This window comes from Superficieibacter sp. BNK-5, assembly GCF_047456055.1.
Lineage (GTDB): Bacteria > Pseudomonadota > Gammaproteobacteria > Enterobacterales > Enterobacteriaceae > Superficieibacter.
Window position 1 is genome coordinate 4,350,704 of sequence record NZ_CP179893.1, and the last position, 13,797, is coordinate 4,364,500.

Sequence of the window (13,797 nt, forward strand, 5' to 3'; positions counted from 1 at the left end):
GTTTTAAAGCGTTGGCAGCAGGCTGGCGAGCCGCTGGTTAATCACCTGCTGATTGAATTCAGTTTCGACTTTTTGCCGCGCGCGGTTGAGGACGGGAGCCAGCGTGTCCTCGTCCAGCGTTGTGCATAAGGCCAGCCGTGAAGCCAGCGCGGCGGCGTCATTCTCTGCCACCAGCCAGCCGGACTCCCCGTCGTCAATGAGTTCAGGGATGCCGCTATGGACGGTTGAAACGACCGGAATGCCGACCGCCATCGCTTCCATCAGCGCGACCGGAATGCCCTCCATGTCGCCGTCCTCTCCGGTAATCGACGGCAAAAGGAACACATCGGCCTCATCCAGCATGGCTTTAACTTCATGGCCAGGACGGAAGCCGCACATCTCCACAACGTCTTCCAGTTGATACTGCTCGATCAGCGTGCGCAGCCGCCGCTCCCACGGGCCGAGGCCCAGAATGCGATAATGAAAATTGACGCCCTGCGCTTTGAGCTGACGGCAGGCCTCAATGGCGATGTGCAGCCCTTTTTTCTCGGTCAGACGCGCGACGGAGATAATATTCAGTGTTTCACCCGGCGCTTTGAGCGGGCGACGGGAGAAGCGCTGCATATCAACGCCCATCCGGGAGACCGTCACCTTCTCTGGCGGGCATCCCATCCCACGAAGTCGTTCCCCCCACAGTTCACTGATCGGCAACATGGCATCACCGGTGCGAAAGAGCTGCTGATACTGCGGGGTATAGCGGGCAAGTACTTCACGGCTGGAGATATCAATACCGTGAAAAATGGTGGCAATTTTGCCTTTGATAACGCCCAGTTCGCGCAGGCGACTGGCGGTGACGCCAGCCGGACCAAAGTGCGCGAGGTAGACGTCAGCGCTGAACGTGTGCGGCGCTGTTGCGCAGATCGCCGGCAGGATCAGATTACGCGCTTCGTCTCCGTAGCGGCCGACGTTAAGCGCCCGCCACACGGCGGGCTTGTAAGCCCCTTTCAACATGCTGAAGGCGCGGTAACGCAATTTTGCCAGTTTGTTCTGCGGCTCGTCCTGCAACCAGTGGGTTTTTTCAGCCAGTCGATACTCGTGAAAGGCAGGATGCGTGTTCTGCAAATCGCCTTTTTGCAGCGCGACGATCTCCACCTCATAGCCCATGTCGATAAACGCGACGATCTGGTTGAGCACGAAGGTCTCCGAAGACAGCGGGAATTTCAGCAGGAAGAAGCCGACCTTCATTTGGCCTCCCGGATCCTGTCCAGCACGGAGCCGATCATAGCGAAGCCTTTTTCACGTTCGGCGGTGACGGCCTCATTCACTTTCGCGCTGAGCACGGGCAGCTGGTTGAGGATGTCGGCGACAACCCCCTTTAACGAGCCGTCGAGCAGATGGCGGATGTCAACCGCCATCTCCGGCATCCCCAGTTGCTGCATGATCCCGGCGGATTTGTGCTCGTAGTTGATGGCGATGGCTGGGGTGCCGAAGTTCATCGAGATGATTGCCGAGTGCAGGCGTGTGCCAATGGTCAGCGCACATTCGGCGAGAATTTTGCCAAGCTCCACGTCGTTCAGTTCATCCATCGCAATGTGCAGTTGCTCGGGATATTTCACGTACTGCGCCATACGCAGCGCGACCATCCGGTCATCGCGATTATAGCGGTCGATACTGGTACAGGTGGAGAGCACCAGCACCTGATAGCCATCTTCCATCAGACGGTTGACTACCTCGGCAAAGGCCTGCTCGTAAGCTTGCTGAGTGGTGCCGAGGCGTTTGTCGAACGGTTCGAGATCGCGCAGGGTGATGGCAACGGTTTTCTGGCGGCGCGCCACCTCAAGCCAGTGTTGTACCGCATAGCTGGGGGTAAAGGTGTCGTGGCGACGATCCACCAGCCAGGCGGTATCCACGCCCTGCTCGACTTTGCTGGTATCAATATTGCTCTTTTCCATCAGATCGCGGCTGACGGTTTCGCGCAGGATCAGCGCATTGGTGCGGGCAAAGACATAATTTGCCAGTTGATTAAAGTCCGGGTTCTGGAACGGCCCGACGCTGTGACCAACCATATAAATCGGCTTGTTGGCCATAAAGGCGCAGAACGGATATTCGAAGTGGGTCAGGCCGTAGAGATCAACATAGTTCGATCCGCCCACCTGGATGATCGCGTCGTAGTTTTTCAGGAACTCGGCAAAGCGGTTGAATTCCGGGGCGATGCGGAAATTACGCAGACGGCCTTCGCCGGTGACTTTTGCCAGTAAAATACGGTGCTGATAACGACGGCGCAGAACTTTTTTCACCCGCCCGCTCATACCTGCCGCCGCCTGTTGCTTCTGGCTCAGTTGATACAGCGGATCGGCCATGATAGCGCGGCCCTGTAGCCAGGACGAACTCACCGGGAAGCGACTCATCACATCCAGTTCCGCCTCAGGCTCCTGACGAGTGATAGCGTCAATCAGTCCACGCATAATGGCGCTGTCGCCACGGTTTCCACAGGTGTGATTACCCAAAATTAATAATTTCATTATCGCCTCTGAAAGGTGTTTATTAATGCGCCCGCAGCAGCGTTTTTAACTTCTCGCTGCGGCAAAACGGCTTTTTCATTTCCACTACCAGGCTGTTGCGCGAAAGCACCAGCACCAGCCCAAAACTGATCACGCCTGCAGCGACCTGTACTGCAAACAGCAGCGGCAGAGAAACGCGTCCCGCCAGCAGGTTGCCCAACGCATAGCTGATGATCAGCGTCGGCAGCGACAGGCGCAGCGGCAGCCACAGACTCTGCAAATACTGTTTGTAGCTCGGCCCGACCACCGGTTTGATCATCACGAAATAGCTCAGAATGGTGTTGAGGATCTGCACCAGCAGAAACCCCAGCGTCACGCCAATCACGCCCGCCAGATGTCCGCCGATCAGGATCGCCGGGATAAACAGGAAGGTTTTAAAGACGTTGAATTTAAAACTGAGATCGACCCGCGCCCGCGCCATCAGCAGCGAACCGATGGGATTGCCTACCGAACGCAACAGGCCGACGATGCACAGCAGTTGCAGCACGGGCACGATGTTCATCCACTTTTCGCCAAATACCAGCAGCACGAAGTTATTTGAGACCACCATCAGCCCCAGCAGCGCCGGAAAGTTAATGATCCCCACCACCGACAGCAGCTTGTAGAAGTTAATCCGCAGCTTCACGGTATCGTCCTGGATTTTGGCGAACGCCGGAAACAGCACCCGGGTGATGATCGGGTTCAATTTCATCGGCGGCACGACCGCGACGTTCCATGCGAGGTTGTAGCCCCCCGCTGCGCTGGCCCCGAGAATACGCGCCAGCGCCAGCGTGGACAGGTTGGTATTGACGTAGTTGATGATGCTATCTGCCGTCAGCCATGCGCCAAAACGCAGGTTCGGGGCGATAGATCGCAGGGAAAAATGGAAGCCCGGACGGTAAATCTTGCGACCGAACCAGCCGAACAGCAGGGTGCGCACCGCGCTGTTAACCAGATAACCGAGGATCGCGGTCATGGCGACAGGCCAGTAGCGCGCGCTGATCACCGTGAAGGTGAAGCCTGCCAGCACGGAAAGTGTTTCGATGGTGCCAATCTTGTTAAACTCCAGCTCTTTTTGCATCAGCGCACGGAACTGCTGACCGTGCGGCGTGACCACAAACGCCAGCGACAGGGTTTTGATCAGCGGAGCCAGATCCGGGTTATGCAGCAGCCCGGCAATGATATCGCTGAGTAAATAAATGGCGACGAATACTAGTACCCCCAGCCCAACGTTCAGCCAGTACAGGGTCGTCAGCTCGCCGTGGCTGATTTCTTTACGCTGGATGATCGAGTTGGCGATGCCAAAATCACACAGCGTATCGGCAAGAGCGATGATCACCAGCGAGATGGTCAGCAGGCCAAACTGATGACCGTCGAAAATGCGCGCCAGGAGGGTCATCTGAATCAGCCCCAGGCCGATGATGATCACCGTGGCGATGGCCGACCATTTTGCGCCGCTAAGGGTCTTTTCACGTAAACTCATTGACGATCCCTCAGTAGGCCGCTTTATTGACGAAGCCTTTGAACACCGTCAGGAAAACGATCTTGATGTCGAACCACAGGCTCCATTCACGGATGTATTCCAGGTCGAATTCAATACGTTTTTCCATCTTCTCAAGGGTGTCCGTTTCGCCACGCCAGCCGTTGATTTGCGCCCAGCCGGTGATGCCCGGTTTGACTTTGTGACGCAGCATGTAGCCTTCGATCAGCGCCCGGTACTGCTCGTTATGTGCCACCGCATGCGGACGCGGGCCAACGATGGACATGCCGCCGGTGAGCACGTTGATAAACTGCGGCAGTTCATCCAGCGAGGTGCGGCGCAGGAAGTTGCCGACCGGCGTCACGCGCGGATCGTTCTGCGTCGCCTGAGTGACCACGGCATCGTTTTCCATCACCCGCATGGAGCGAAATTTCCATACCATGATCGGCTTACCATCCATGCCATAGCGCGTCTGGCGGAAAATCACCGGCCCCGGCGAAGTCAGTTTTACCGCCAGCGCGATGCAGCATAGCGCCGGGGAGATCAGCAGCAGGATCAGCGCCGCCAGCACGATATCTTCCAGCCGTTTGAGGATACGGTTGATACCGGAAAGCGGCGTGTCGTACAGCGGCACCACGGGTACGCCGTTCACCTCTTCCACCCGCGAATGCAGGATATTGAAGGTAAAGAGATCGGGGATGAGGATCACCGAGCAGGTGGTGTCCGCCAGATCGCGCACCAGTTTTTTAATGCAGGCTTCATCCTGCATTGGCATCGCAATGTAGATATTGTGAATTTTGCCGTCGCGCGCATCGTCGACCAGTTGAGCGAAATCACCTGCACGCTCGCTCGTCTCGTTATCGTGATAAACCCCTACCACCTCATAGCCCAGCCACGGCTGATTGCGAAAACTTTGCAGCAGCGCCTGTCCGGCGGGCAGTTCCCCCGCTACGGCTACCCGGCGAGAGTTGTAGCCGAGATTGCGCAGCCAGCCCGCGCCAAAGCGGATCATGGTTCGGCAGGAGACCATACCGAAGGTGCTCAGCAGGTACCACGCCATTAGCGTCACAAAGCTGTGATCGAAGTCGTCGTTGAAGGCCATTAAGCCGGTGCCGAAAATCAGGCTCAGGGTCCAGTTCTGGATCAGCAGCAGCAGTTCGGTGGTCATTCTGACGCCGCGCCACGAGCGGTAGAAGTCCGTCATTCCACCAATCATCTGAAAGACGACCAGGGTGATCAGCGCCATGAGCAGATGCATATATAAAAATGGCAGCGAGCTGATCTGACAAACTACCCATAACCCACCGAACATGATGGTGATGTCAGAAAATCGCTGCACCATTGAGATTAACGATGCATTCGTTTTGGCTCGCTCGCGCTTTTTTAGAGTCGTCATCGTTGTTCCTATGTTTTCCCTTGCTTCAGGTTGGGAGATTCCCTTGCCCACAGGAAGGGAACTCCCCATGCCAAAGCCTGTTACTGGTTAAGCAGCGCCAGAATCGCCCCGGTCTGCGCCTGCATCAGCGCAGTATCACCGCGCGATTCCACGTTCAGGCGCACTACCGGCTCGGTGTTGGACGAGCGCAGGTTAAAACGCCAGTCGGCAAAGGCGAGGCTGATGCCGTCAGTGCGGTCGGTCTCCAGCGCCTGCGGCGCAAAATGCGCTTCCACCCTGCCGATAGCCGTTGCCGGATCGGCCAGTTTGCTGTTGATTTCACCGCTCGCCGGGAACGCAGCCATCCGGTCGCGCACCAGTTCACCCAGCGACTGCCCTTTCAGGCACAGCAGTTCCGTCACCAGCAGCCACGGGATCATCCCGCTGTCGCAGTAGGCAAAATCGCGGAAGTAGTGATGCGCGCTCATTTCGCCGCCGTAGATGGCATCTTCCTCGCGCATCCGCTCCTTGATGAACGCATGGCCGGTTTTCGACATTACCGGTACCCCGCCCGCCGCGCTGACCACGTCCACGGTATTCCAGGAAAGACGCGGGTCGTGGATGATCTTCGCGCCAGGGTGTTTTTCGAGGAACGCTTCCGCCAGCAGGCCGACGATGTAGTAGCCCTCGATAAACTGCCCTTTTTCATCAAACAGGAAGCAGCGGTCGAAGTCGCCGTCAAAGGCAATGCCCATATCCGCACCGTGTTTGATGACCGCGTTGCGGGTATCGGCGCGGCACTCCGGCAGCAGCGGATTAGGAATGCCGTTGGGGAAGTTGCCGTCCGGGGTGTTGTGAACCTTGATAAACTCCACCGGAACGTTCAGTGCCTTAAAGCGCGTTTCAATCGCGTCCACCACCGGGCCGGCCGCGCCGTTGCCGGAGTTGATCACCAGCTTCAGCGGCGTCAGGTTTTTTACGTCGATGTAGCCAAGCAGATGATCGATGTAGGCGGCGCGCAGATCGATGTGCTGATAGCTGCCACGTTTCGCCGGGTTAACCGGCGGGAAGTCGTTGGCTTCTGCCAGACGCTGCACGTCGCGCAGGCCGGTATCGCCGCTGATGGGACGCGCGCCCTTACGCACCAGTTTCATGCCGTTGTAATCCATCGGATTGTGGCTGGCGGTGACTTCAATGCCGCCGTCCACGCCGAGATGGAAAGTGGCGAAGTAGATCTCTTCGGTGCCGGAAAGACCGATGTCCAGTACGTTAACGCCCGCATCGCGCAGCCCGTCCGCCAGCGCCAGCTTCAGCGCCTCGCTGGTCAGGCGCACGTCGCCGCCCAGCACCACGGTTTCCGGTTTCAGGTATTCGCCATACGCACGTCCAATCCGCCGGGCGATGTCTTCGTTAAGCTCCTCGCCCAGCCTGCCGCGAATGTCGTAGGCTTTAAAACAGGTTAACGTTGTCATATTTTTTTCTCTTCTTTAGATATATGAAGTCTTTACTCGTTCTGCCCGGTGGCGCTTCGCTTACCGGGCCTACGGGTAGCTGCGACGCTTTCGACGTCTTTACTCGCCCTGCCCGGTGGCGCTTCGCTTACCGGGCCTACGGGTGGCTGCGGCGCTTTCGACGTCTTTACTCGCCCTGCCCGGTGGCGCTTCGCTTACCGGGCCTACGGGGTAGCTGCGACACTTTCGACGTCATTACTCGCCCTGCCCGGTGGCGCTTCGCTTACCGGGCCTACGGGTAGCTGCGCATTACGGGGCACCGAACCGTAGGCCGGATAAGCGCAGCGCCATCCGGCAAATTTCGCCGGGGCTATACGCGCCCGTAGCGATCCTCAAATCGCACCACGTCGTCTTCTTCGAGATACGAACCGGAGCGCACTTCAATCAGGTCAAGCGGGATCTTGCCGGGGTTTTCCAGGCAGTGCGCCGCACCGAGCGGGATATAAATAGACTCGTTTTCGCCCAGCAGTTTGATCTCGCCGTTGATGGTGACTTTGGCGGTGCCCGCCACCACCACCCAGTGTTCGGCGCGGTGATGATGCATTTGCAGCGACAGCCCTTCGCCCGGCTTAACGGTGATACGTTTCACCTGATAGCGATCCCCGGCATCAATGGAATCGTATTTGCCCCACGGGCGATACACTTCGCGGTGGATATGGTGTTCGTGGCGGCCATCTGCTTTGATCTGCTCCACCACCTTTTTCACTTCCTGCACGTGATGGCGATCGGCGATCAACACCGCGTCTTTGGTCTGCACGACCACCAGATCTTTCACCCCGACGGTGGTCACCAGGCCGGATTCAGCGTACACGTAGCTGTTTTCGGTGTTGTGGCTGATGACGTCGCCGTGATGGACGTTTCCCTCCGGCGTGTGGGCGCTGATTTCCCACAGCGACGACCACGAGCCAACGTCGCTCCAGCCCGCATCCATCGGCACCACCACCGCATCCGCCGTGCGCTCCATCACCGCATAGTCGATGGACTCTTCCGGGCAGGCGAGAAACGCCGCTTCGTCAACGCGAATAAAATCGAGGTCCGGGTCGACGGTGGCCATTGATTTTTCACAGGCTTCCAGAATGTCCGGACGGTACTTCTTCAGTTCTTCGAGATAGCGTCCGGCGCGGAACAGGAACATGCCGCTGTTCCAGTAGTATTCCCCGCTGGCGACGTAGGCCTGCGCGGTCGCCAGATCCGGTTTCTCAACAAACTGCGCCACCGAAAAGGCCACGCTGTCTTGTTCGCCCGGCGTAACGTCGCCGCGACGAATGTAGCCATAGCCGGTTTCCGGCAGATCCGGCACGATGCCAAAGGTCACCAGCTTGCCTGCCTGAGCATGCGGAATAGAGGCAGTGACCGCCGCACGAAACGCCGCTTCGTCCTGAATCATGTGATCCGCCGCCAGCACCAGCAGTAGCGGGTCGTCCTGCGGCGAGTTGCGGGTGGCCGCCAGCGCCGCCAGCGCAATCGCAGGCGCGGTGTTGCGCCCCGCGGGTTCAAGAATAATGTTCTCGGTCAGCTTGTTAAGCTGGCGCAATTGCTCGGCGACGATAAAGCGGTGCTGCTCGTTGCAGATCACCACCGGGCTTTCGCATTCGACGCCGTTCAGACGGCTGATGGTGGCCTGAAGCATGGTCAGTTCCCCTTTCAGGCAGAGGAACTGTTTAGGGTAGAGTACGCGGGACAGCGGCCATAAACGGCTACCGGATCCGCCCGCCATGACGACCGGATAGAGCGTGGGTTGACTCATGTTAGTGATCCCGAATATCTGAAATAAATTGGCTTAACACGTTCTCTTTTTCGAGCGTGCGTTCGGCATAGTCACGTGCCACCGTGTTGGTTTCCGGCATCAGCAGCGCCTGCTCAATACCGGTAACAAGAGCGTCAACCTCTTCCGGCTCAACGCAGACGGCGATGCCCGGATACGTGCGGCAAAGCTGCCCTAATTCGGTTTCCGCTTCGGCGGTGATAACCGCATTGCCGCCGACCGCCAGAATATTGGTCAGTTTGGAAGGCAACACCGCATCCGCCGCGCCGCGCTTCTGGATAACCAGATGGCAGTCACCCAGCGCGAGGAGCGCGGGCAAGTCGTCATAGGGTTGCAGCGGCAGAAAGCGGATAGTGGTCAGGCCGCGCTCGGCAACCATTTTCTCCAGCCGCGCTTTGCCTCCGCCCTGTCCGACAATCACAAAGGTCCACGGCCGGTCACGCAGGCGGTCCGCCGCCTCAATCACATTCTCCAGCCCCTGCTTCTCGCCGATGTTGCCGGAGTAAAGGACGATTTTTTGCGCGTCATCCAGACCGAGTCGGCTGCGCAACGCGCTCACGTCCGTCGGGGCGACATCGCGAAAACGATCCACTTCCGACCAGTTAGGGAAAAAGATGATGTTCTGCGCGGCGACACCTTTTTCCTGCGCCTTGTTCATCATTGAGCGCGAGATGGTGGAGACCGCATCCACACCGAGCAGATTGCTGCGCTCAAACGCGGTCGCCAGGCGAGCGACTTTGCCGCTCTTGCCCTTGCCGGCCATGCCCAGTCCGAGCATGGCGTCCACTTCATAATCCTGAATATGCAGGACGGTGCGCGCGCCGCAGAGTTTCGCCAGCAGGCGCATGCCCGGCGTGCAGAACAGCGTCGGCACCACGCCGATAATGCGGTCCGGCTTCCAGCGGCGCTGCGCCATCAGCGGGAAAAAGCTGCTCAGCGCGAAGCTGCCGAGATGGATCAGGCGCTTCAGAGTAGAAGGCTGCTTCGGCACGTAGAGCGGGCAGCGCCAGACGGTAGCGGCCCCCGCTTCGCGGCGGTAGCGCCAGGCGGAATAGCCCTCGCCTACTTTCCACTCCGGGTAGTAAGGCGGCGCGGTGATCACCCGCACCTCATGGCCCTGGCGCGCCATCCACTCGACCATTTCGCCGGTGTATTTGCCGATGCCGGTCAGTTCGGGCGAGTAGTTAATGCCGTAAACGAGTATTTTCATAACCCCGGCACTCCCGCCTGGCGTTCGGCAAGGAAGTAGGCGCGGCTGTTGTCGTGCACGTTGTCGCTCTCCAGCAGCGCCTCCGCCGTCAGCCAGCGGTACGCATTGTGCTGCTCGGTCGGCAGTTGCAGCGTGCTGGCGTCTACCCGCAGGCGGAACGCCAGCACCACGTAGTGCGTCGAGAAGCCGGTGCCGGAAAAGTTATCGTCATAAAAATGCTGCCAGACGCCCCAGAATTCGCCTGCCGTCATTGGCAGGCTGACGCCCAGCTCCGCTTTCGTCTGACGGGCAAACGCCCGATCCAGCGGCTCATCCTTCTGTACGCGTCCGCCAGGAACGAACCAGTATCCCTGCGCCGGACGGTTGGTCCGCTGACCAAGCAGAAACTCGCCGCGTTCGTTCTCCACGATCAGATCGATGGACACCAGCGGCGTGGCGCGAACAACGGTGGCAAAATCTTCAGCGCTGAGAAACATCGTTACCCCCGGAACCGCTGCTGGTTTTCCAGAAACCACTGGTAGGTGCTGGCAAGCCCGGCCTCCAGGGTGATTTCATGGAACCAGCCGAGTTGATGCAGACGCGTGACGTCCAGCAGCTTGCGCGGCGTGCCGTCAGGTTTGGTGGCGTCGAACACCACCCGCCCTTTAAAGCCCACGACCTGCGCCAGGGTCAGTGCCAGTTCACGGATGGTGCAGTCGACGCCGGTGCCGACGTTAATGTGCGACAGCATCGGCTCGGTGTTTTCCTGCCAGACGCTGCGATCCAGCTCCATCACATGAATGCTGGCCGCCGCCATATCATCAACGTGCAGGAACTCGCGCATTGGCGTGCCGCTGCCCCAGACCACCACGTCCGACGCGTTTTGTTCCGTCGCCTCATGGAAGCGGCGCAGCAGCGCCGGGATCACGTGCGAGTTGCTCGGGTGGAAGTTATCGTTCGGCCCGTACAGATTGGTCGGCATCACCGAGCGGTAATCGCGGTCGTACTGGCGGTTATAAGACTCGCACAGTTTGATGCCGGCAATTTTGGCAATGGCGTACGGCTCGTTGGTCGGCTCCAGGGTGCCCTGAAGCAGTTCACTTTCGGCCATCGGCTGTTTTGCCAGCTTTGGATAAATACAGGACGATCCGAGAAACAGCAGCTTGTTCACGCCGTTGAGATGCGCGGCGTGAATGATGTTGCTCTCGATCATCATGTTTTCGTAGATGAAATCCGCCGGGTACGTGTTATTCGCCACAATGCCGCCGACTTTCGCCGCCGCCAGATACACCTGGTCGATGCGTTGTTCGGCGAAAAATTGCTGCACCGCCGTCGGGTCCAGCAGGTTCAGCTCATCACGGCCGCGTAAAATCAGCTCCACGTCGCCACGCTGTTCCAGCTGGCGAACAATGGCCGATCCCACCATGCCGCGATGGCCGGCCACAAAAATACGTTGTCTGGTCATGCTCAGGACTCCAGCGCGATGGCAACCTCGTAACCGTGGGACTTCAGCAGGGAGTGTTTCTTCGCGGCTTCCAGATCTTTGGCAACCATTTCAGAGACCATCTCCTGCAGGGTGGTTTCCGGTTTCCAGCCCAGCGTCTGATGTGCTTTGGTCGGATCGCCGAGCAGGGTTTCCACTTCCGCCGGACGGAAGTAGCGCGGATCGACGGCAATAATCACATCGCCCGGCTTGACGCCCGGTGCATCGTGACCGGTGACCGAAACCACGATGCCTTTCTCGTCCACGCCTTTGCCTTCAAAGCGCAGTTTGATGCCCAGTTGAGCCGCCGCCATTTCAACGAACTCGCGCACGGAGTACTGCACGCCGGTGGCGATGACGAAATCTTCCGGTTTTTCCTGCTGCAGCATCATCCACTGCATTTTCACGTAGTCTTTGGCGTGACCCCAGTCGCGCAGGGAATCCATGTTGCCGAGGTATAGGCAGGACTCCAGGCCCTGAGCAATGTTGGCAATCGCGCGGGTGATTTTGCGGGTAACGAATGTTTCGCCACGGCGCGGGGATTCATGGTTGAACAGAATGCCGTTGCAGGCGTACATACCGTAGGATTCACGGTAGTTAACGGTGATCCAGTAGGCGTACAGTTTGGCGACCGCATACGGCGAACGCGGGTAAAATGGGGTGGTTTCTTTCTGCGGAATTTCCTGCACCAGACCGTAAAGCTCTGAGGTGGACGCCTGATAGAAACGGGTTTTCTTTTCCAGGCCGAGGAAGCGGATCGCCTCCAGCAGGCGCAGGGTGCCCATCGCATCCACGTCGGCGGTGTATTCCGGCGATTCGAACGAGACCGCTACGTGGCTCATCGCGCCGAGGTTATAGACTTCATCCGGCTGCACTTCCTGCAGGATACGCGTCAGGTTGGAGGTATCGGTCAGATCGCCATAGTGCAGATGGAATTTAGGGTTAGTGGCGTGCGGGTCCTGATAAATGTGATCCACGCGCTCGGTGTTGAATGACGAGGCGCGACGTTTAATACCGTGAACCTCATAACCTTTCTCCAGCAGCAGCTCCGCCAGATAAGACCCGTCCTGCCCGGTAACACCGGTAATGAGAGCAACTTTAGACATAATCAGTTTCCTTTGTTAAACGTGTTGACCGCTTGATTCATACAGCTTTGTTAAAAAGAGCGTGGTTATCGCTCGCGCACCACCGTCGCCGGATTTCCCCGGCAAATCATGCCGGCGGGCAGCGAGGTAAAAACGCTGCTGCGCGCGCCGACAACCGTACCGTCACCAATCGTGACGCCAGGCGCGACAAAGACATCCGTCGCCAGCCAGCATTTTTCACCAACCACAATTGGCGTGGCGTTAATATCAAAATACGTGCTCATATAATCGTGACTGCCGGTGCATAAATAACATTTCTGCGACACCACGGAATTGGCGCCAAGGGTGATCTCGCCCAGGGTATATAACACCGCGTCATCGCCTACCCAGGCGTAATCCCCAATGGTTAATTTCCACGGATAGGTAATTTTTACCGAGGGTCGAATTACGACACCTTTACCAATCTTTGCGCCAAATAAGCGCAATAAAAACGCGCGCCAGCGATATAAGACCTGCGGCGACCAGGCAAACAACGTTGCCTGAACGGCCCACCATAATTGTACTTTCAGCGCGTTACCGCCGCGAAAACCCCGCGGCACCGAGAAGCCGTTTAATTCCTGCATTGGTTTTCCTTATATTTTAAGACTTGTTATATAAGGCTTTGGTTTTGCCTGTTGTGCGCAGGCGTAATAAATAAGACAATTCCGCCAGCACGCCCGGCACCCGCAAAATGGTGCGCTGGACTTTTTTAGCATCGCGGCACAGTTCCAGATTATTAGACGTTGACACGCCGCCCATTGAAAACTCTGAAACCAGACCGTTAATCCGCTCAAATTTATAGCCTTTCTTATAGAGCTTAGCGGCTAAGGCATAATCGGATGAGACGCGATATTGCAGATCATAGGGATAATTTTTTAATCCCATCAGCGGGAAAAAGATCGCCTGATGGCTGGCCGGCAGGCTGTGATAAATATACCAGCCGCGTTTGGCGCTACGCCGAGTTTTCGTCCCGTCGCCAAAATCCAGTAGCGCATCGCCGATATACATGGCGTTGTCTTTTTTATCCGCCAGCTGGCGAACAAACTGCGCCACATCCGGGTGAAAAATATCACCGGAGTTAAGGAAAATGGCAAACTTGCCCTGCGCCATATCAATGCCTTTATTCATGGCATCATACAGACCGTTATCTCTCTCGCTGACGTAGCGTAAGTGGTACTCCCCGTTAAGGTTTTCCAGAAACTCTGCGGTGCCGTCTGCGGAGCCGCCATCCACCACTATCCATTCAAACTCAATGTTCTTTTCGCGCGCCAGGTACGCCAGCGACCGCCACGTTTTTACCACTCCATCGTAATTACGAAAGGCAACAGTAATGACACTTAACAGCATCTGA

12 protein-coding genes are annotated in these 13,797 nt (G+C 57.7%); all 12 read right to left on the reverse strand.

The window, feature by feature from the left end:
- Positions 1-3 precede the first annotated feature (3 nt).
- The 12 genes from wcaL to wcaE all read right to left on the reverse strand — a co-directional run bounded on the left by wcaL (position 4) and on the right by wcaE (position 13,793).
- Positions 4-1,224, reverse strand: a complete 1,221-nt coding sequence (gene wcaL, locus ACMGGS_RS20965; protein ID WP_414164220.1) for a colanic acid biosynthesis glycosyltransferase WcaL — start codon at positions 1,222-1,224, stop codon at positions 4-6.
- Complete coding sequence (wcaK, locus tag ACMGGS_RS20970; protein WP_414164221.1) at positions 1,221-2,501, reverse strand: colanic acid biosynthesis pyruvyl transferase WcaK; 1,281 nt, start codon at positions 2,499-2,501, stop codon at positions 1,221-1,223. Before wcaK ends, wcaL begins: the two co-directional genes overlap by 4 nt.
- A gap of 22 nt (positions 2,502-2,523) precedes the next feature.
- The gene (locus tag ACMGGS_RS20975; protein WP_414164222.1) at positions 2,524-4,002 is read right to left on the reverse strand and encodes an MOP flippase family protein; all 1,479 of its coding nucleotides are present in this window, start codon (positions 4,000-4,002) and stop codon (positions 2,524-2,526) included.
- Positions 4,003-4,012: 10 nt separating this feature from the next.
- Positions 4,013-5,395, reverse strand: a complete 1,383-nt coding sequence (gene wcaJ / locus ACMGGS_RS20980; protein ID WP_414164223.1) for an undecaprenyl-phosphate glucose phosphotransferase — start codon at positions 5,393-5,395, stop codon at positions 4,013-4,015.
- 80 nt (positions 5,396-5,475) lie between these two features.
- A complete protein-coding gene (gene cpsG / locus ACMGGS_RS20985) occupies positions 5,476-6,846 on the reverse strand; it encodes a colanic acid biosynthesis phosphomannomutase CpsG (RefSeq protein ID WP_414164224.1) in 1,371 nt (456 codons plus the stop codon).
- 349 nt (positions 6,847-7,195) lie between these two features.
- Positions 7,196-8,632 carry a mannose-1-phosphate guanyltransferase gene (gene cpsB / locus ACMGGS_RS20990; protein ID WP_176919140.1) on the reverse strand — a complete coding sequence of 479 codons (1,437 nt, stop codon included), beginning with the start codon at positions 8,630-8,632 and terminating at the stop codon, positions 7,196-7,198.
- Position 8,633: 1 nt separating this feature from the next.
- Positions 8,634-9,860 carry a colanic acid biosynthesis fucosyltransferase WcaI gene (gene wcaI, locus ACMGGS_RS20995; protein WP_414164225.1) on the reverse strand — a complete coding sequence of 409 codons (1,227 nt, stop codon included), beginning with the start codon at positions 9,858-9,860 and terminating at the stop codon, positions 8,634-8,636.
- Positions 9,857-10,336 (reverse strand): GDP-mannose mannosyl hydrolase, encoded by a 480-nt coding sequence (locus ACMGGS_RS21000; RefSeq protein ID WP_414164226.1) that lies wholly within the window; start codon positions 10,334-10,336, stop codon positions 9,857-9,859. The genes wcaI and ACMGGS_RS21000 overlap by 4 nt, the downstream gene beginning before the upstream one ends.
- A 2-nt stretch (positions 10,337-10,338) precedes the next feature.
- A complete protein-coding gene (fcl, locus tag ACMGGS_RS21005) occupies positions 10,339-11,304 on the reverse strand; it encodes a GDP-L-fucose synthase (protein WP_103674186.1) in 966 nt (321 codons plus the stop codon).
- Between the two features lie 2 nt (positions 11,305-11,306).
- The gene (gene gmd, locus ACMGGS_RS21010; protein ID WP_176919136.1) at positions 11,307-12,428 is read right to left on the reverse strand and encodes a GDP-mannose 4,6-dehydratase; all 1,122 of its coding nucleotides are present in this window, start codon (positions 12,426-12,428) and stop codon (positions 11,307-11,309) included.
- A 65-nt stretch (positions 12,429-12,493) separates the two neighbouring features.
- Positions 12,494-13,030 carry a colanic acid biosynthesis acetyltransferase WcaF gene (wcaF, locus tag ACMGGS_RS21015; protein WP_414164227.1) on the reverse strand — a complete coding sequence of 179 codons (537 nt, stop codon included), beginning with the start codon at positions 13,028-13,030 and terminating at the stop codon, positions 12,494-12,496.
- A gap of 16 nt (positions 13,031-13,046) precedes the next feature.
- Positions 13,047-13,793, reverse strand: coding sequence for a colanic acid biosynthesis glycosyltransferase WcaE (gene wcaE / locus ACMGGS_RS21020; protein WP_414164228.1), 747 nt, complete (start codon positions 13,791-13,793; stop codon positions 13,047-13,049).
- Positions 13,794-13,797 lie beyond the last annotated feature (4 nt).